14 protein-coding genes and 2 pseudogenes are annotated in these 18,078 nt (G+C 64.4%); 10 read left to right on the top strand and 6 right to left on the bottom strand.

Annotated elements, in window-relative coordinates; all coding sequences use genetic code 11:
• Nucleotides 1-111 precede the first annotated feature (111 nt).
• The 3 genes and pseudogenes from O4220_RS24120 to O4220_RS24110 form a co-directional block, all read left to right on the top strand.
• Nucleotides 112-315, top strand: a pseudogene (locus O4220_RS24120) (ATP-binding cassette domain-containing protein); the annotation flags it as partial.
• A 10-nt stretch (nt 316-325) separates the two neighbouring features.
• Nucleotides 326-445, top strand: a pseudogene (locus O4220_RS24115) (iron transporter); the annotation flags it as partial.
• A gap of 668 nt (nt 446-1,113) precedes the next feature.
• Nucleotides 1,114-2,004 carry a siderophore-interacting protein gene (locus O4220_RS24110; RefSeq protein WP_269608075.1) on the top strand — a complete coding sequence of 297 codons (891 nt, stop codon included), beginning with the start codon at nt 1,114-1,116 and terminating at the stop codon, nt 2,002-2,004.
• A 92-nt stretch (nt 2,005-2,096) separates the two neighbouring features.
• Here O4220_RS24110 and O4220_RS24105 read toward each other — a convergent pair whose 3' ends face one another.
• Nucleotides 2,097-2,966: an ABC transporter ATP-binding protein gene (locus O4220_RS24105; protein ID WP_269608074.1), complete on the bottom strand. Its 870-nt coding sequence runs from the start codon at nt 2,964-2,966 to the stop codon at nt 2,097-2,099.
• Nucleotides 2,967-3,212: 246 nt separating this feature from the next.
• On the opposite strand from O4220_RS24105, the gene O4220_RS24100 reads away from it, so the two are divergent.
• From O4220_RS24100 to O4220_RS24090, 3 genes are all read left to right on the top strand, one after another.
• Nucleotides 3,213-4,268: an ABC transporter substrate-binding protein gene (locus O4220_RS24100; protein WP_269608073.1), complete on the top strand. Its 1,056-nt coding sequence runs from the start codon at nt 3,213-3,215 to the stop codon at nt 4,266-4,268.
• Between the two features lie 79 nt (nt 4,269-4,347).
• The gene (locus tag O4220_RS24095; protein ID WP_269608072.1) at nt 4,348-5,418 is read left to right on the top strand and encodes an iron chelate uptake ABC transporter family permease subunit; all 1,071 of its coding nucleotides are present in this window, start codon (nt 4,348-4,350) and stop codon (nt 5,416-5,418) included.
• Nucleotides 5,415-6,494: a FecCD family ABC transporter permease gene (locus tag O4220_RS24090; protein WP_269608071.1), complete on the top strand. Its 1,080-nt coding sequence runs from the start codon at nt 5,415-5,417 to the stop codon at nt 6,492-6,494. The genes O4220_RS24095 and O4220_RS24090 overlap by 4 nt, the downstream gene beginning before the upstream one ends.
• A gap of 272 nt (nt 6,495-6,766) precedes the next feature.
• Here the strand turns inward: O4220_RS24090 and O4220_RS24085 are convergent, their stop codons facing one another.
• From O4220_RS24085 to O4220_RS24075, 3 genes are all read right to left on the bottom strand, one after another.
• Nucleotides 6,767-7,549 (bottom strand): glycine-rich protein, encoded by a 783-nt coding sequence (locus O4220_RS24085; protein ID WP_269608070.1) that lies wholly within the window; start codon nt 7,547-7,549, stop codon nt 6,767-6,769.
• A 215-nt stretch (nt 7,550-7,764) separates the two neighbouring features.
• A complete protein-coding gene (locus O4220_RS24080) occupies nt 7,765-10,203 on the bottom strand; it encodes a hypothetical protein (protein WP_269608069.1) in 2,439 nt (812 codons plus the stop codon).
• Nucleotides 10,158-10,829: a DNA-binding response regulator gene (locus O4220_RS24075; protein ID WP_420030455.1), complete on the bottom strand. Its 672-nt coding sequence runs from the start codon at nt 10,827-10,829 to the stop codon at nt 10,158-10,160. The genes O4220_RS24080 and O4220_RS24075 overlap by 46 nt, the downstream gene beginning before the upstream one ends.
• 214 nt (nt 10,830-11,043) lie before the next feature.
• Here O4220_RS24075 and O4220_RS24070 point away from each other — a divergent pair, with 214 nt between their 5' ends.
• Nucleotides 11,044-11,454 carry an ester cyclase gene (locus tag O4220_RS24070; protein ID WP_269608068.1) on the top strand — a complete coding sequence of 137 codons (411 nt, stop codon included), beginning with the start codon at nt 11,044-11,046 and terminating at the stop codon, nt 11,452-11,454.
• Nucleotides 11,455-11,632: 178 nt separating this feature from the next.
• On the opposite strand, the gene O4220_RS24065 is transcribed toward O4220_RS24070, so the two are convergent.
• The gene (locus O4220_RS24065; RefSeq protein ID WP_269608066.1) at nt 11,633-12,550 is read right to left on the bottom strand and encodes a glycine rich domain-containing protein; all 918 of its coding nucleotides are present in this window, start codon (nt 12,548-12,550) and stop codon (nt 11,633-11,635) included.
• A gap of 366 nt (nt 12,551-12,916) precedes the next feature.
• On the bottom strand, nt 12,917-14,344 hold the full coding sequence (locus O4220_RS24060) for a short-chain fatty acyl-CoA regulator family protein (protein ID WP_269608065.1): 1,428 nt from the start codon (nt 14,342-14,344) through the stop codon (nt 12,917-12,919).
• A gap of 180 nt (nt 14,345-14,524) precedes the next feature.
• Here O4220_RS24060 and prpD point away from each other — a divergent pair, with 180 nt between their 5' ends.
• Genes prpD through O4220_RS24045 form a run of 3 tightly spaced genes read left to right on the top strand, consistent with a single transcriptional unit; the run spans nt 14,525 to nt 18,059 of the window.
• A complete protein-coding gene (prpD, locus tag O4220_RS24055; RefSeq protein WP_269608064.1) occupies nt 14,525-16,027 on the top strand; it encodes a 2-methylcitrate dehydratase PrpD in 1,503 nt (500 codons plus the stop codon).
• Nucleotides 16,027-16,938, top strand: a complete 912-nt coding sequence (prpB, locus tag O4220_RS24050; RefSeq protein ID WP_269608063.1) for a methylisocitrate lyase — start codon at nt 16,027-16,029, stop codon at nt 16,936-16,938. Before prpD ends, prpB begins: the two co-directional genes overlap by 1 nt.
• Nucleotides 16,938-18,059, top strand: coding sequence for a bifunctional 2-methylcitrate synthase/citrate synthase (locus O4220_RS24045; protein ID WP_269608062.1), 1,122 nt, complete (start codon nt 16,938-16,940; stop codon nt 18,057-18,059). Before prpB ends, O4220_RS24045 begins: the two co-directional genes overlap by 1 nt.
• Nucleotides 18,060-18,078: the final 19 nt, after the last annotated feature.

The following is an 18,078-nucleotide window of genomic DNA, read 5'->3' as shown; positions in this document are numbered from 1 at the left end:
CGGACTCGGACATGCATCGGTGCACACCCTCGGACCCACCGACGTCGTCGCACCGGCAGGTTTCGCCCGTCCCTCGAGCAAGAGGCTCCCTGGGATTGGCTTCAATTGTGTGGCAGCGGAAAATCGACACTTCTGAGGTGCCTCTACCGGGCGCTGACCCCGTCGGCGGGGGCGGTGCGGGTCGATGGCGTCGACAACCGCACTGTCAGCATGCGCCTGAACGCTCTGCAGGTGGCCGCGCTCACCCAGGATTCGCCCCTGCAATTCGACTTCACCGCTGCCGAAGTCGTCGCGACCGGCCGACCTCCCCACGGACGCACCGGGCACGACCGCGGTCCGCGAGAACAACATCATGGCCCTTCCCTACGCGGCGCTCGTCGAAGGCCCACGCAATCCGCAGGCGGTAACCGACGTCGCCGAATTCCTGCGATCGAAAGGTTTGTAACAGCGATCACGGCACGCGACGCCTGACCGGTACGTCGGAGCGCCCCGGCACGCCGCATGTGGATAGGTGATGGATGCCGTGGCATTGGATCGATCCAGACCGACAGTCATCGTATGCCGCGGATGCTGTTGCGGCACTGCCGACAAGCATCCGGACATCGACCACGACGCCGAGCTCGAGAGTCTGCGCAACTTGGTCGATGGTGTCGGCAACTTTCGCGTCACCGAGTGTCTCGGACCATGCGAACGATCGAACGTTGTCGTGGTCGCCCCATCGAGATGCGGGCATCGAACCGGTGGCCGACCAACGTGGCTCGGTTTCGTTCTGGGCGCAGGAATGAAGGAAGAGATTGCAGGTTGGCTCGACAGCGGAGGACCTGGGCTTGCCGAGATGCCGACGTCTCTCGCTTCCCACTGCTTCGAGCAGCGGCGGCAATAAGCTCGGGGTAACCGCGGGCGTCGATACGAAAATCATCTGTGTGACAGAGGATTGAGAATTTTCGTCGATGCGAGCGGATGGAGTTGTGGCTCAGCGGATGGCTAGCGCCGTCGACGAACGAGGCGGCACGGTGAAGCGCAGTTTCCGCACCCACACGCCCCAGCCGCGTGGGGACGCCGATCCTTGAGTTAGGTTAGGCTCAACTCGAATCGATCCTGAGGAGTTATCACGTGGCGACCAAGACGGTGCAGCGCTTCTTCTATGCCGAGGTAGTGAGTACCGCACGCATCTCGCCCTCGATCGTGCGAGTCGTGTTCGGCGGCGACGGATTGGCCGGCTACACGTCGAACGGTGTTGCTGACGAGTGCGTCTCGCTCTACTTCCCAGGTGGGAGCGAGGACAGGCCGCCGGCGATGACCGAGAAGGACGGCGACTGGGCGTACCGCGACATCGACGAACCCGAGCACCGCAACTACACGGTTCGGAGCTGGGACGAGGCCGCCAAGGAAATGACGATCGACTTCGTCGCGCACAAGGGCGGCATCGCGGCGGCGTGGGCCCTGGCAGCGGCACCCGGTGACATCGTCGGGCTCTGGGGACCGCGCGGCTGGTACAGCCCGCCGAGTGGCACGGCGTGGCAATTGCTCGTCGCCGACTTGACGGGGCTTCCAGCTCTGTCTCGAGCTGTCGAAGAGTTACCGGAGGGGTTCCCGGTTCGGGCGATCGTGGAAGTCCTCGACGACGGTGACAAGATCCCGATCGAGACGAAGGCCGACCTGAGCATCGAGTGGCTGATCGGCGGTAACGGTCATGGGCCGTCGCGACTGGTTGCCGCCGTGCGCGCCGAGGTCCTTCCGGATGGACCGGGCTACGTGTGGTTTGCCGGGGAGGCAGCCTCGAGCCGGGATGTGCGCAAGTATCTGCGCGCAGAGCGTGGCTTCGGCAATGCTCAGTTCGAGACCATCGGATATTGGCGCGTTCGCGCCGAGGAGTGGTTACAGAAGTACGAAGCGGTCGAAGACCGGCTTCACGGCGAATATCAGCAGTTGATCGACGCCGGAGTCGAGGAGGCGGACGCCGAGAACCGCTGGGAGGAATTGCTCGAAGAAGCCGGGCTATAGCAGTGTTCTGTCGATGAGCCACAGATCTGTCACTCGCGGTAAGTCAGCTCGTCGCGGGGCACTCTTCTATCCGACTTCTGTTGAAGCGGACGCTACTTCGTCGGTTGTCGGATGCGCTGTCGGCCCAGCGGTGTGACTGCAGGCATGCCCGTAACCGGGTCGGGCTGAACGACGCACTCGAGTCCGAAGACCTCGTACACGAGGTCGGCGGTGACGATGGCCGACGGCGCGCCTTCGGCAACGATGGCACCGTCCTTCATCGCGATGAGGTGCGTTCCGTACCGGGCTGCGTGGTTGAGGTCGTGCAGTACCGCGACGAGCGTCCGGCCGAGGTGATTGAGGTCCGTGAACAGTTCGAGGAGTTCGATCTGGTGGGCGATGTCGAGGAAGGTGGTCGGCTCGTCGAGCAGCATGATCTCGGTCTCTTGCGCCAAAGCCATTGCCACCCAGACGCGTTGGCGCTGTCCGCCGGAAAGTTCGTCGACCGGCCGCCCGGACAACTCGGTGACGCCCGTCGCGTCCATTGCCGTCAGCACGGCAGACTCATCGGATGCGGTCCACTGGCGCAGGAGCTTCTGATGCGGGAATCGGCCGCGGGCGACCAGGTCGGCGACGGTGATCCCGTCCGGTGCGACGGCGCTCTGCGGCAGCAGACCGATGCGGCGGGCGACCTCTTTGGTCTTGTACGACCTGACGTCGACCCCATCGAGTATCACCTGCCCTGAGTTCGGAGTGATGAGCCGAGACAACGCACGCAGCAGGGTCGACTTTCCGCAGGCGTTCGGTCCGACGATGACGGTGAACGACCGGTCGGGAATCGACACGGTCAAATGCTCGGCGATGATTCGTCTGTCGTAACCGATCGTGGCGGAATCGACGCTCAGTCGATCGGAGGGAACCGGTGTGCCGGCGCGACCAGTCGGTGTGGAGTGACCGCCTGAGTGGAGGTTCGTGTTCGGCAATCGTCTGGTCCTTCTACAAGAGACCGGGGGCCTCGCGCCTTCGAGATTTCAGCTGTCCGGATGAACAGACCTTGGCGACCGCGGACCCACGCGGGGTGCACGGTACCGAAGATAGCCTAGCCTTAACTAATTTCAGTTGCTACTCTCCGGTGCGAAATGTCCGCATTACAGACCGGACCTGCCGGTGGTGTGTTTCTGCGAATGACTGACCAGCCCGAATTTTCGAAGTACACGAGAGGAACCTCCATGAAACCGCTTCCCGCGCGAAAACGCGCGACGGCACTGTTTGCGGGCCTGGTGAGTGTCGGCCTGGTGCTCACGGGTTGCGCGAGCGACTCGTCCGACGGTGCCACCAACGGTGCATCCAGCGACAGTGCGTCGAGCACCGGTGCTTTTCCGGCCACGGTCGACGCCGCCTACGGTGACGTCACCATCGAGAAGAAGCCCGAGCGAATCGTCGCTGTCGGAACGGACTGGATCGGGTTGTTGGACATTCTCGGAGAGAAGCCCGTTGCGGTGTCGGGGGAAAAGTCCGATCTCGACGACTACCCGTGGTTGCAGGGCCGCTACGACGGCGACTTCGACGCGGACCTCTTCACTGCGGACTACACGGACTCGCCGGAGGCTATCGCGGCGCTGCAGCCAGACCTGATTCTGACCAGTGTCTGGAGCGTCGACGAGCAGCTCTACGAGCGGCTTTCTTCCATTGCGCCAACATATGTCGGTCTGGAGACGAGGGACGAAGGCGGCGATACCAGCTGGCAGGACAATCTCACGTCGCTTGCGGCCCTCACCGGGCACGACGAGAAGATCGTCGAGGAGACCGAGGCCACATACGACGCCGCGCTGTCGGATGCCGCCGCGAAACTGCCTGGCCTGCAGGGCAAGACGTTCCAGCTGGGTGTGCTCAGCGGCGAAGATCAGCAGCTGTGGCTCACTGAGTATGCGAACGAGCCCATCGAGGCCTTGGGCTTGACGCCCGGAGACGGGCAGCCGACAGGGGAGGGCGACAGTATCGGGGCGAACGCACCCAAGTACTCGCTGGAGAACATCGACAAGTTCTCCGCTGACGTCGTGTTCATCGTCACTCATGAGTCTGCCGATCCGGAGAACAAGTTCAGGACGGCGTTCGAGGCCGATCCTCGAGTTCCCGAGCTTGTTGCCGCGAAGCACGGGACGCTCGTCTACCTCTACGGTCCGCAGTGGCTCGCGGTGAATCCGCCGACTCCATCGAGCGTGCAGTGGTGGCTCGACGAGGTTGTTCCGCAGTTGGAGGCTTCGGCGCTCAATACGGGCGCCTAGCCAGACCGAATTTCTGATCCAGCCGCCTCGTGGCGAACGAGGCGGCTGGATGTGCGCTCACCATCAGGAGATATGTCGAGTGACAACCCGAACCGGTCATGATCCTCCGCCCGCGCAAACGCAGGAGGGGGTTCGCCGCGCAACCGCGTCGACGAGCCTGGGACGTCGGGCGCTGGGATTGCTCGTCGCGATCGTTTCGCTGGTCGTCTTGGTGGTCCTGAGCATCGCCGTCGGTTCGAAGGACATTCCGCTGCCGGTTGTGTTCGATGCACTCCTGCACAACACGGGCAGGGGCGACGCGTTCGTCGTGTGGGACATGCGGATTCCGCGAACCGCAGTGGGTTTCGCCGTCGGCCTGGCGCTCGGGGTGTCCGGCGCACTGATCCAGGCGTTGACTCGCAATCCGCTTGCCGATCCCGGCATTCTCGGGGTCAACGCAGGTGCCGAATTCTTCGTCGTGGTCGGCATTGTGGTGTTCGGGGTGACCACTGTCAGCGGTTACGTCTGGTTCGCGTTTCTCGGTGCGTTGGTCGTCACCGTCGTTGTCTACGTGATCGGTTCGATGGGGCGCGGCGGTGCAGACCCCGTCCACCTGACGCTGGCGGGTGTCGCATTCGGCGCGGTCCTGTCCGGAATAGTGACCGGGTGGGTTCTGACCGATCCGCAGACGTTCGATCGGATGCGCGGTTGGTACGCAGGCAGTCTCGTCGATCGAGGGTGGGACGTTCTGCTGCCGGTGCTCCCGTTCTTGGTCGTCGGCGTGGTGCTGGCAGCGATCGCAGCCAGTTCACTGAACACCATCGCACTGGGCGACGATCTGGCCAGCGCGCTCGGTGCGAACATCGTTCGCACGCGGGTGATCGTGATCATCGCGGTGACGCTGCTGGCCGGCGGTGCGACGGCGATCGCCGGTCCGATCGGCTTCGTCGGCCTGATGGTTCCGCACGTCGCGCGCTGGATCGTGGGACCGGATCAGCGCTGGATCATCGGACACACGCTCGTTCTGGCCCCGTCGCTCGTGCTCGCCGCCGACATCGTCGGTCGTGTCGTCATCCGGCCGGGTGAGTTCCCGGTAGGCATCGTGACCGCGTTCGTCGGCGCTCCGGTGCTCATCCATCTGGTACGCCGAGCAAAGGTGAGTGGCCTGTGAATCCACCAGGTCTCGCGAGGGCGACCGAACGGCGGGTGGACTTCGGGCACCGCACATTCGTCGTTCGCAAGGCTGGCTCCGCTCTACGCTGGCATGGCCGCAGTGTCGTCGTATGCGTCGTTCTGGCGGTGTCGGCGCTTGTGGTGACGGTGTGGGCATTGACCCTCGGGGACTATCCGCTGAGCCTTGCGCAAGTGTGGGCGGCGATCATGAAAGATCCGGAGGCCGGTTTCGCTCGCACCGTCGTCGTCGAATGGCGGGCACCGCGGGCAGTTGCGGCGCTCGTTTTCGGTGCTGCGTTGGGGGTATCGGGCGCGGCTTTCCAGTCGCTGATCCGTAATCCGCTGGCGTCACCGGACATCATCGGATTCACTGCAGGGTCCTATTCCGGCGCGTTGGTCGTGATCATCGTGATCCACGGTTCTTATCTGCAGTTGGCCGCCGGGGCACTAGTCGGCGGTATCGCAACGGCAGCTGTTGTCTACCTTCTCGCGTGGCGGGGTGGGGTGCAGGGATTTCGCCTGATCATCGTCGGAATCGCTATGTCCGCGATGTTGACCTCGCTCAATTCGTGGCTGATGCTCAACGCAAACCTCGAGGTCGCGATGAGTGCCGCAGCGTGGGGTGCCGGATCGCTCACCGGGACGACCTGGAATCAAGTCCTGTCGGGCAGTGCCGTCATCCTCCTGCTCCTCGGCGTCATGGCTGTGTTCTCGCCCGCCCTCAGGCAGCTCGAACTCGGTGATGACGCCGCGAAGGCCACAGGTGCGCGTGTGGAACGCGTCCGTCTCGTCGTGCTCGTGATCGGTGTCGCGTTGACCGCGACCGTCACGGCTGCGGCAGGCCCGATCGTGTTCGTCGCGCTGGCGGCCCCGCAGATCGCCCGTCGCCTGACTCGCAGCCCAGGCATGACCCTCGCGCCTGCAGCGTTCACGGGAGCGTTCTTGCTGGCCGGGGCCGACGTCACGGCGCAGCACGTACTCCCGGTCGCATTGCCGGTCGGTGTCGTGACCGTGGTCGTGGGAGGCGGCTATCTCGTGTGGTTGCTCATCCGAGAGGTGCGTCATCGCCGCTGAGATCAGTGGCCTCGGGAGGCTCGACTACACCCCTGAGTGACGGTGTTCCGGTAGAGGCGTCGAAGCGTTGGATGTGTGGCGAACTGATTGTCGCACAACGGCTCTCATGAAACGTGGTTTGCTGTACCCGAGCGGAACAGTGTCCTGACGGCCCCATGACTACCGCTCAGGCGAACATGACGGTGGCTCTCGTGCACGCCGGCACGGGGAAGTCGAGTCCGTACCGTGGCTCGTCACGGGTCAAAGCTCCGCGGCAGATCTGTATCCAATCATCAACTGCTGCCCAAGCTTCCACCTGGAAGGCATACCGACCCGGTGCACGCCGGCGGCTGCGGCGTCGATGTCGCCGGTAGGTATGCGATGGTGACCGAGGGCGGGCTGGTGGTCACCGAGGCGGTGCCACCGTCCGGAGCGAGCGATGACCCGCCGCCTCCGGCACCACCGAGGGCCAGTCCAATCCCGTCGAGCGTGACGGAGCCTGCTCCTCCGCCGCCTCCGCCGTACCAACCACCTCCGCCACCGCCACCGTTGATGGCCAACACATTCCCGAGTAGGTACTCACCACCGGTGCCGCCGACACCGAAACTTCCCGACCCGGCCTGTCCGAGACGTGAGCTTGCGGTGTCCCCTCCTGCGCCTCCAGCTGCTATCGTGCCTGCTCCGCCACCCAGGGGGCCAACTCCGGGCGCACCTGCATCGCCGCCCTCCCCGTCAGTGCCGCTGCCTCCGCCCCCGCCCGCTACCACTACGCGAGTGGCCAGATCGTCGGGCCCGGTGCGAATGTCGGAGGCTCCGCCACCGCCGCCGCCCGTTCGGTTGCCGGCCGGTCCTGCTTCCGTGCGGCCGCTGTTGCCTCCGCCGTTCGCGCCGCCGGTTGCGCCGGTACTCTGACCGACGAAGTCGCCGCCGTTTCCGCCGACGGACACGTACAGGGTTCGTGTTTCTGCAGGTACCGAAACGGTTGAGGCCACGACTGCAGCTTTCCCGCCAGGGATGAACGCGCCGCCGGAGTAGACGTAGTTCCCACCGCGACCGCCGATTGCAGTGACCTGCACCGACGTAACCCCCTCTGGAAGAGTCAAGGCGGTAGCACCAGAGGTATACGTGCACGTCACCAGTCCCGCCGCTTCGGCCTGAACGCATTGCGCAGGAAGCGGATCCGCCGACGAAAGTGCGGGGAGTACGAGCGTTGAAGTGCCCAATACGACGGCAATCAACCAACGTCGCGCCGAAAAGATATTTACCATCTGATTCTCCTCATTCGACCTAGCTACCGCGATCTTTCGTCGCCCTTGCCCAGTAGCCCCGACTGACTTTGTGCACCGAAGTTTTCGGTGGTGATGGGGGAGGCGGTGTGGTCGTATTCGTGTCGGATGCTTTCTCCGCTCGTGGTGGTGACTGTGATGGTGGCCAGGTGGGGGCGCCTGGGCGGTGTGATGCGTACGGTCATGGTGGTTCCAGACCGCGCCGCTTGCAGGTGTTCGACGATCGAATGATGCAGTCTCAGTGTGATTTCGGGTGTGCAGCCGTCGAGTGCACCGTCGTCGAGCAGGATGACCGCCACTCCGCGCGCGCGTGCGTCCCATACCGCTTCGGTCAGTGCTGGGGTGTCGAGGGTACGGGCACGGATGCCGTCTCGTAGTCGGGCTTCGAGCAGAACCAGGACTTGTTTGTCATCGGAGTTGGGTGAGGGGTGTTCGGTAAGGTGACCCAGCGCCGGTCGGGCGAGGTCGTCGAGGCGCGCAGTTTGGCGGCGGTGCTCGTGTATGGAGGCGACGGCGGCGGCACGTTCGGCCGCGCGGACGGTCTGCGCTGCACGCAGCGAAAATACCTCTCGTGCAGCGGGTCTGAGTAATGCAGCGAATACGGTGGCCGCTGTCATCACTGCGACGGCAGGGATGACGACCTGACTGGCGGACTCGGCATCGAGTCCCGCGCGGAGTGTCCATGCAGTGTAAAGGGCGCAAGAGGCAAGGTGACCGGTCCACGCCCAGCCTGCGCTCCCGCGCGCGCACAAGAACGCACACACCACCAGCCCGCCACTGAGTGCGGCGGCGTTGCGCAACGGGTCGCCGATCGGCTCGGAAAGTCCGGTAGCTGCGAGCACGATCTGCACAGGTGCTGTCAGTGCGCAGGCACCCGCCCAACGCCGGTTCAGCGGATCACCGTCGACGGTGATCACGATCCAGATGCCTGCAGCGAGCACCGTCAGCGATCCGATCGCCGCCGCAGGGTCCATGCCCGCAGTGATCGATGCGACCGTGGCCACGGCGGCGCACAAGAGAAAGATTGCCGCCACTGCAATCGACCACCGCGAGGTGATACCGATGAGATCGGAGACTACCTCGGCAGGGGGCAGGCGCGTCGTCGGCCCGGTGATTCTCCGGACGCCTCTGGCCTGGTCCGGCGCAGCTGCGGATGTGGTGGTTCTGGTCCAGTGCAGTTCGACTCGGGTGCCCGAGCCGACACCGGTCGTGATGGCAGATCGGCCACCGGGGATCTGTGTCATCCGGCCCGTGATGCTGTGCTCGATTCCGAGCCTACCCGGCGTCACGATCTGCGGATCGAACCCGCGTCCTCGGTCGAGGATCACCACCCCGAGGCTGTCGGTGGTGATGTCGAGGGCGACCTGGGTCTGCGCCGCGGTGCCGGCGTGCACGATGCTGTTGCGTACTGCTTCGGACGCCGCATCGGTCACTGCAGACACCGCGTCGAGGGGATAGACCGATGCGAGGTCTTCGACCCCAGCGACGGAGAGGGTCACCGATTCGCTGATCGGGGTGATCACTGCGCGCAGACCGTCGATCACTGCGGTCGCCGTGACAACCTCGTCTGTGCTCGACGCGGCGACCTCGTCGAGTGCAGACAGCGCTGCGCGCGCTTGGGCCGGAATACGGTGTGGTGTGGTCGTGCGTGCGGCTTCGAGTAGAACGGCGAGGACCCGGTCGTGTACGAGCGCGTCGAATTTTGCGCGCTCACGCTCGCGTGCCGCGCTCGCAGCAGCGGTGGCCGCAGCTCGCGCAAAGGATATTTCGGTAGCATCGAGCAAGTACGAGGTGCGCACCGCCATGATCGTCGCGGCGACGAACACCCCACTGAACCCCACTGCCCACACCGTTTCCGTGCAGACCCTCAGCCACAACGGGTCTGGGGACATCAATGCCGTCTGATTGATCACCGACGAGCCCGCCGTGGCCACCACTTGTACTGCAGCTACCCACACCGGGCGCCATATCAACGCCGCACACAGTCCGACCAACCCCGAAAACCGCACCAACCAGGTACTGCTCGAGCCCGAGACGGCGTCGCCTGCCCACGCAGGCAGCCAGCTCACTGCCGCTGCGCCATACCCGGCGACCGCGCAGAGCGCCGTGATACGAATCGCGCGTTCGGCTGCCGGTCCGGCCCGAAACGACAACGCCGACAAAGCTATTCCCGGACCAACCGCCACTACCAGGGCGGCTGGAGTCCACCACCACGCAACCGTGGCACCGCCGTGACCGATCTGCGCTGCGGTGACAGCCAAGTAGGCGAGGTATCCGATTCCGATGAAACGCGCCAGTAACCGGCGGATCCGCGCACCCCCGGACTGCGCGCCCACGGCCGTCGGCGCAACGTCGTGCAGGGGCCGGGGGTCGGTGCAAGCAGCCGCCCGCGAGGTCGTCACCGGCGCCTGATCCGGGGCGCACGCGCAGGCATCGGCAGCCACCCGTCTTCCACTGCCCGCTTGAACAATTCGAGTTTCGACTGCGCAGGCCGGCCGGCCTGCGCGTACTTGTCGCGGATCCGCTTGAGGTATTCGTGCACGGTGTCGACCTGCACTCCGATCTCGCGGGCGACTTGCGCGGACGTCTCGCCGGCGGCGTAGAGCGCGAGCACCCGCTGCAACTGCGGACTGAGTTGCACGGCATCCAGATCGGGGTCGGCGTCGAGAGCGGCTGCCCACTCGGTACCTAGCACTGTGTCTCCACGGCCGGCGGCCCGCACAGCAGCGATAACCTGTTCTTGCGGCGCGGCTTTGAGGACCACGCCCGACACTCCCGCTTTCGCTGCCGACCGCAACAACTCCGGGTATTCGCCCGAGGTGTACACCAGCACGTGCGCTCCAGCCGACTGTAAGCGTTCGACATTGCCCTGCGGGGTCGAGCCGTCGGCCAGACGCAGGTCGAGCACCACCACATCCATATCCGGTGACCGGCACAGCAACCCCGACACCGTCTGCGCCGACCCCACCCAGACGATGTCAGCACACGTGCCCAGTACCCGTTCGATGCCCCACACCGGGGACTGGTGGTCATCGACCATCCCCACCCGCAGCCCCGCCGTAGCGCTCACCCGCGTCCCCTCTCGTACCGCTCGGAGCCGGCTCGTTTACACCGATCCGTTCGTCGATCCGTGCTGCGCCGAATACATGATCGTAGAGCCGCAGAGGCAGTGCAGGACAGTCCCCATTATGGGGTGTTCCAACGCGGCGGTCACGTGTTGTGATCGTGGGCGCCACGTAGGCACGGCGCGTGTACCTCCGACGACAGCAAAGGACATACCGACAATGAACACCTCACGCACTGTCATCGACCACCACATCGAGGCGTTCAATGCGCGCACCCCCGACCGCGAACCATGGTCGAGCGGTGCCGAACTCGTCTCACCCGGCGGAACGTTCACCGGACGCGACGCAGTGCTGGGGTTCCTGTCGGTCTTCCAGAACGCCTTCTCCGAGGGCCGGCTCCGTGTCGACTCGGCTGTGATCGAAGGAAGCATGGCTTCAGTGGAAGGCCGATTCGACGGCACGCACGACGGCATCCTGCAGAGTCCGTCAGGACCGGTCGAGGCCACCGGCAAAACGGTGTCGTTCCGATGGAGCGCGACCTACCTCACCGACGGCGACGAACTGGTCTCCGAACACCTGTACTTCGACCAACTCGATTTCCTCGGACAACTCGGCCTGCTACCCGAATAGTCATGTCGACGTGCGTTTTTGGGCGACGTCGATAGTCGCTGCGCAGCGACCGCAGTCAGATCCAGCGCAACCTGCGTCCCACCGGATCACACAGCTTCGCAGGGCTGGGGTGAATCTACGAATCGAACACCACTCGCGTTGCTCAGCCGTTGGAACCATCGTCCGTCGCGGTGAACGATCAGCTGCTGCCGAACGTTCCGGTAGGGAGGCACACCGACCCGGTGCACGCAGTCGGTGGTGGCGTGGAGGGTGGTTGGTAGGTGATGGTGATCGAGGGTGGGGCGGTGGTCAGTGCGACGGTGCCTCCGTTCGGGGCCAGTGACGATCCGCCGCCACCGCCGCCGAAGCTGACACCCGCACCGCCACCTCCGCCGCCACCTCCGCCGAACCAGCCGCCACCACCTCCGCCGCCCGAGCTGTATCTGTCGGCACCGCCGGTGCCGCCGACACCGAAGCTCCCGGGAAGCCCGCTACTCGAGTCGCTACCTCCTCCGGCACCTGCGGTGGTGTCGGTTCCGGCACCACCGGAGTAGCCGGCCCCAGTGCCGCTGGCACCGGCGGCACCGCCCGTGTGGAAGAAGGTTGCGCCGCCGCCTGCGCCGGCCACCACCAGTCGTGAGGCCAGGTCGAGGGGGTCGGTGCGGACATCGGAGGCCCCTCCACCACCGCTGCCGACATAGTTCGGTTGCGACGGTGCGCCGCCGTTGCCGCCGCCGTTCGCTCCGCCGACACCGACACGATTGCCCCCATCGGTGTCACTGCCGTTGCCGCCGACGACCGCGTACAGGGTGCGTGCGCTGACTGGGACGGTAGCGGTCGCAACCGCACCCTGACCGCCGGTCACGACATAGCCGGTGACCCGCGAGTCGTTTCCGCCTCGGCCGCCGATGGCGGCAATCTGTATCGAGCTCACCCCTACGGGGAGGACCAATGCGCTGGTACCGGAGGTGTAGGTGCATGTCACGGGACCGACGGGGTCGGGTTGGGTGCATTCGGCGGGCAGTGGGTCCGCCGACGCTGTAGCGGGCACAGCGAGTAAGCAGGCACCCGCTGCAGCAGCGACCGTCCAGTACCGCGCCGACGACATACTGTTCATGCGAATTCTCGTCTTTCTTGTTGTCCCACAGAGAGATTTCTGTCGTGATAGAACCACGTCCGAGCATGCGCCAACACCCCATAATTGGGACTACCCGTCGTCCGCGCACTGCTCTACCGCACAGGAGATGCGGACACCGCCCAACCCGGCTCGCCCTTCGTGGACCACGGTGAGAACCGTTCGATGCCCGATCGACTGCGGACCAACGAACAAGGCAGTGATCGTCCAGTCCGGCGAGGTTCCGACAGTCCCACTCTTGGCGCTGGTCCATCCTCGTCCCAGCTGTCTCCTCGGCGTGTCGAACCAAGGACCGGATCCACCGTTATACAGACAGTCCCGTCGATCTCGGCTCGTCCGGCACCCTGTTCACGTATATGGGTAGGGCAGGTCGGTGTCGACGTCTTCGTCGACGAGTAGCCGGCGTCCGAGTTGCGGGAACGCGCGCTGGGAACACGAGGTGCGTTCGCACACTTTGCATCCGGGACCGATGGGTATCGATGCACCGGGGGAGTGGACCGGCAGGTTGTCGGCGTAGACCAGTTTGTTCGCATACGCGATGTCGCATCCGAGGCCGATCGCGAAACTCTTCCGTGGTGATCGGTATCCGAGTCCGCCGCTGTCGGTGGCGCGCGCAATCCACAGATAGGAGCGGTCGTCGGGCATGGTCGCGATCTGTGTCAGTATTCGTCCCGATGCCGCGAATGCGTCGTGCACAACCCACAGTGGGCAGCTTCCACCGACACGTGAGAAGTGGAATGCGCTCGCGGACTGACGTTTCGAGATGTTGCCAGCTCGGTCGGTGCGAACGAAGAAGAACGGAACGCCCTTCGCGCCTGGTCGCTGCAGCGTGGACAATCGGTGACACACGGTTTCGAAGCCGACCTCGAAGGTCAGCGACAGCAGATCGATGTCGTATCGCAGCGACTCCGCAGCGGCGAGGAACCGTTCGTAGGGCAACAGCAGGGCTCCGGCGAAATAGTTGGCCAGCCCGACGCGGGCCAGCTCTCGGGCCTGAGTGCTCAGGTGCGTATCGGCATCGACGATCGTGTCTATGGTCGTCGACTGCGAGAGAAAAGCCAGCTGGGTTGCGATCTGGTACGCGCGTTGCCCGGCGGTCAGTCGACGTGCGAGCAGGAGAGTCCCGCCGGTGTCGTCGAAGATTCGTTTGGGGCCGAGTAAGCCAGGATCGTCGTCGCCGATAGTCACCGTGATGCCGTGGTCCGCTTCGATGACCCGTGCGAGTTGTAGATCGAGTGCCCCGATACCGAGCCCACTTCGATCGAAGAGTTCCTCGGCCGCAGTGTCCAATTCGGCGATGTGGTTGCGGCGGTCGTAGAAGAAGTCTCGGACTTCCTCGTAAGGCATCGGGGCATGGCCGCCCGACGGGACGTTTGGTCCGCGCCCGTCCAGTCCGACCGTGAGCCGGTCCACCTGATCGGTCGCTGCATGGAGCTTGCGGTGCAGCGAGACGAGCGTGCGCCCGATGTCCGGCATGCGCGAGACCAATTCCTGGACGTCGGACATCGACACCTCGCCTCGGTCGGAGGTTTCGGTGAGCACGTCATGCAGGTCGGCGACGAGGCGCGCGTCGGTGTCGGTTGCGAAGAACGAGGGGTCGAGCTCGAACATCGTGTTGAGCTTGAGCAGTACCTGGACGGTCAGAGGTCGTTGGTCGTTCTCGAGTTGGTTGAGGTAGCTCGGCGAGAGTTCGAGTGTCTTCGCCAGCGCGGACTGCGTCAACTGTCGATCCTCGCGTAGGCGACGCAGGCGCCCGCCTGCGTAGATCTTCTGCATCTCTGTCGTTGCCTCCTTCGGGTGTCGACACTGTAACCGATCTGAACTTCGCAACCTTTGCCGATTTACAGAAATTGCATCGCAAAAATAGGCATTTGCGATGCCTTCCGCAGCTCCGGACTCCTGCGTAACTTGTGAATGAAGCGTAGTAATCCTATTCATCGGCACGGAGGATTTTCTGTGAAGACCCATCTCGTACGCACTCGCACATCCGCCGAAAACTTCCCTCAGTCCGAGCATCTGGCCTGGAAGGTCGCCGAGGTCGCCGCTGACGAGGTGGAGGTCCCCGAAGCGACGGCGGAGATGATCGTCAACCGGATCATCGACAATGCCTCGGTGGCTGCGGCGTCGCTGGTTCGGCGACCGGTGACGAGTGCCCGCACACAGGCGCAGGCGCACCCGTACAGCCCCGGTGCCACTGTGTTCGGAATCGGTGGAAAGTACTCACCCGAGTGGGCCGCGTGGGCCAACGGGGTAGCGGTGCGAGAACTCGACTTTCACGACACGTTCCTCGCCGCCGAGTACTCCCACCCGGGGGACAATATTCCGCCGATCCTCGCGGTCGCCCAACACGCCGGGCGCTCGGGGCGTGATCTGATCCGTGGTCTGGCCACCGGGTACGAGATTCAGATCGACCTTGTTCGCGCAATCTCGTTGCACGAGCACAAGATCGACCACGTCGCCCATCTCGGGCCCTCTGCTGCCGCCGGAATCGGCACCCTGCTCGGCCTCGACACCGAGACCATCTACCAGGCCGTCGGGCAAGCGCTGCACACCACGACGGCCACCCGTCAGTCCCGCAAGGGGTCGATCTCCAGTTGGAAGGCCTACGCCCCCGCACTCGCCGGGAAGGTTGCCGTCGAAGCCGTCGATCGAGCACTGCGCGGCGAGGGGGCCCCGTCGCCGATCTGGGAGGGCGAGGACGGGGTCATCGCGTGGCTTCTCGGGGGTCCGGACGCCGAATACCATGTGCCCCTTCCCGGCCCGGGCGAAGACAAGCATGCAATCCTCGACAGCTACACCAAGGAACACTCCGCCGAGTACCAGAGCCAGGCTCCGATCGACCTCGCCCGACGGATGCGGGAAAAGATCTCCGATCTCGAACAGATCGAGACGATCGTGTTGCACACCAGTCACCACACGCATTACGTCATCGGCACCGGATCGAACGATCCACAGAAGTTCGATCCCACTGCCTCCCGGGAAACTCTCGATCACTCGGTGATGTACATCTTCGCGGTCGCACTCGAGGACGGAATCTGGCATCACGAGCACTCCTACGCCCCCGAACGCGCGCAGAGGCCGAACACGGTCGCGTTGTGGAACAAGATCTCGACCGCAGAAGACCCCGAGTGGACGCGCCGATACCACTCGGTCGATCCGGACGAGAAAGCGTTCGGTGCACGCGCGGAGATCACATTGAAAGACGGCACGGTCATCGTCGACGAACTCGCGGTCGCCGACGCGCACCCTCTCGGTGCCCGCCCGTTCGCCCGTGAGCAATACATCGCGAAGTTCCGTTCGTTGGCGGACGGCGTGATCGCACCCGCGGAACAGGACCGCTTCCTCGACGCCGCCGAGCGGGCTTCCGAGCTCGCCGCAGGTGAGCTCGATCAGCTGACCTTCACCGTCGCCGACGATGTTCTGGCGAGGGCTCCGAAGACCCCGAAGGGCATCTTCTGATGCCGGGTCTCATCGCGGCCTCGACCTCGGTGCCGGACAAGCGAATTGCACTCCGCGCCGCGCTGTCGTCGACGTCGATCACACGGCTTCCCGGCGCCATCAACCCGCTGACCGCGAAGTTGATTCAGGAGATCGGCTTCGAAGGGGTGTATGTCTCTGGTGGCGCATTCTCTGCCGGACTCGGTCTGCCCGACATCGGACTCACCACGTTGACCGAGGTCATCACCCACAGTGCGCAGATCGCGGCGGTCACCGACTTGCCGGTACTGATCGACGCCGACACCGGATTCGGTGAGCCGATGTCCGCGGCACGCACGGTGCTGGCGGCAGAGGATGCGGGGATCGCAGGGCTGCACCTCGAAGACCAGATCAACCCCAAACGCTGCGGGCACCTCGACGGCAAAGCGATCGTCCCGACAAACGAGATGGTGCGACGCCTTCGTGCGGCCGTCACCGCGCGACGTGATCCGAACTTCGTCATCTGCGCCCGCACCGACGCAGCGGGTACAGACGGAATCGACGCCGCGGTCGAGCGGGCAAAAGCGTACGCGGACGCCGGAGCAGACCTGATCTTCACCGAGGCACTCGTCGAGGAAGGCGACTTCGCGAAATTCCGTGCCGCAGTGAATACCCCGCTGCTGGCGAACATGACCGAGTTCGGCAAGTCCGAGCTGATCTCCGCGCACACCCTCGAGGACATCGGCTACAACGCTGTCATCTATCCGGTCACCACATTGCGACTGGCCATGGGCGCCATCGAAACCGGGCTGCGTGAGATCCACGACCGCGGAACGCAGAAAGGACTCCTCGACCGGATGCAGACCCGCTCACGTCTGTACGAGTTGCTCGACTACGAGCGTTTCAACGAATTCGACACCGGAATTTTCAATTTCAGCTTAGGAGAGCAGTGATGACCGAGGCGATTCCCACGATCTACAAGGGGCTGGCCGGTGTCGTGGTCGACACCACCGCTATTTCCAAGGTGGTACCCGAGACGAACTCGTTGACCTACCGGGGATATGCCGTGCAAGATCTCGCCGTGCACTGCAACTTCGAGCAGGTCGCCTACCTGCTGTGGCACAGTGAGCTCCCGTCCGTGCAGCAACTCGAACTGTTCGTTCAGCGAGAGCGCGCACAACGGCGAGCAGACCGCTCGTTGCTCTCGCTCGTCACGAAAATGCCCGACACTTGTCATCCGATGGACGTGGTGCGCACCGCGATCAGCTACCTCGGTGCGGAAGACGCTGCTGAGGAGGACAATTCGGCATCAGCGAACCTGTCCAAGGCTCTGCGCATGACGGCAGTGTTGCCGACCATCGTCGCCGCCGATCACCGCCGCCGACATGGCCTCGATCCCATCGCCCCTCATTCTCATCTGGGATTCGCAGAGAACTTCCTCTACATGTGCTTCGGCTCCGTTCCCGAACCGGAAATCGTCAAGGCCTTCGAGGTTTCCCTGATCCTGTACGCCGAGCACAGTTTCAACGCGTCCACCTTCGCGGCCCGCGTGGTCACCTCGACGTTGTCGGATATCTACAGTGCCGTCACCGCCGCCATCGGAGCATTGAAGGGTCCGTTGCACGGCGGTGCCAACGAAGCTGTCATGCGAGACATGCTCGAGATCGACGATCCCGAGCGGGCCGAGCAGTGGCTGCAGAACGTACTCGCAGCCAAGAACAAGGTCATGGGGTTCGGTCACCGTGTCTACAAGAACGGCGACTCGCGCGTACCGACGATGAACGCGGCATTCCGCGATGTCGCCGGGGTGACCGGCGGAGACAAGTGGGTGCGTATGTACGACATCCTCGAAAGAACCATGCACGATGCCACCGGCATCAAGCCCAACCTCGATTTCCCTACCGGCCCGGCGTATTTCCTGATGGGCTTCGACATCGACGTGTTCACGCCGATTTTCGTCATGAGTCGCATTACCGGTTGGACAGCTCACATCATCGAGCAAGGCGCGTCGAACGCGCTGATCCGACCGCTGAGCCAGTACTCGGGAGTGCCCCAACGCGCTGTCGTCGCCTGACGCCGGCCAACCCGTGGGT

The organism is Rhodococcus ruber (genome assembly GCF_027270735.1).
Lineage (GTDB): Bacteria > Actinomycetota > Actinomycetes > Mycobacteriales > Mycobacteriaceae > Rhodococcoides > Rhodococcoides rubrum_A.
The sequence above is the reverse complement of the archived record's forward strand: the minus strand, read 5'-3'. Positions and strand labels throughout refer to the sequence as shown.

What these genes read in the sequence shown, in the direction of transcription:
- O4220_RS24100 (WP_269608073.1), top strand. Translation starts at nt 3,213, where the DNA reads ATGAAACCGCTTCCCGCGCGAAAACGCGCGACGGCACTGTTTGCGGGC.
- O4220_RS24070 (WP_269608068.1), top strand. Translation starts at nt 11,044, where the DNA reads ATGAACACCTCACGCACTGTCATCGACCACCACATCGAGGCGTTCAAT.
- O4220_RS24065 (WP_269608066.1), bottom strand. Translation starts at nt 12,550, where the DNA reads ATGAACAGTATGTCGTCGGCGCGGTACTGGACGGTCGCTGCTGCAGCG.
- O4220_RS24060 (WP_269608065.1), bottom strand. Translation starts at nt 14,344, where the DNA reads ATGCAGAAGATCTACGCAGGCGGGCGCCTGCGTCGCCTACGCGAGGAT.
- prpB (WP_269608063.1), top strand. Translation starts at nt 16,027, where the DNA reads ATGCCGGGTCTCATCGCGGCCTCGACCTCGGTGCCGGACAAGCGAATT.
- O4220_RS24045 (WP_269608062.1), top strand. Translation starts at nt 16,938, where the DNA reads ATGACCGAGGCGATTCCCACGATCTACAAGGGGCTGGCCGGTGTCGTG.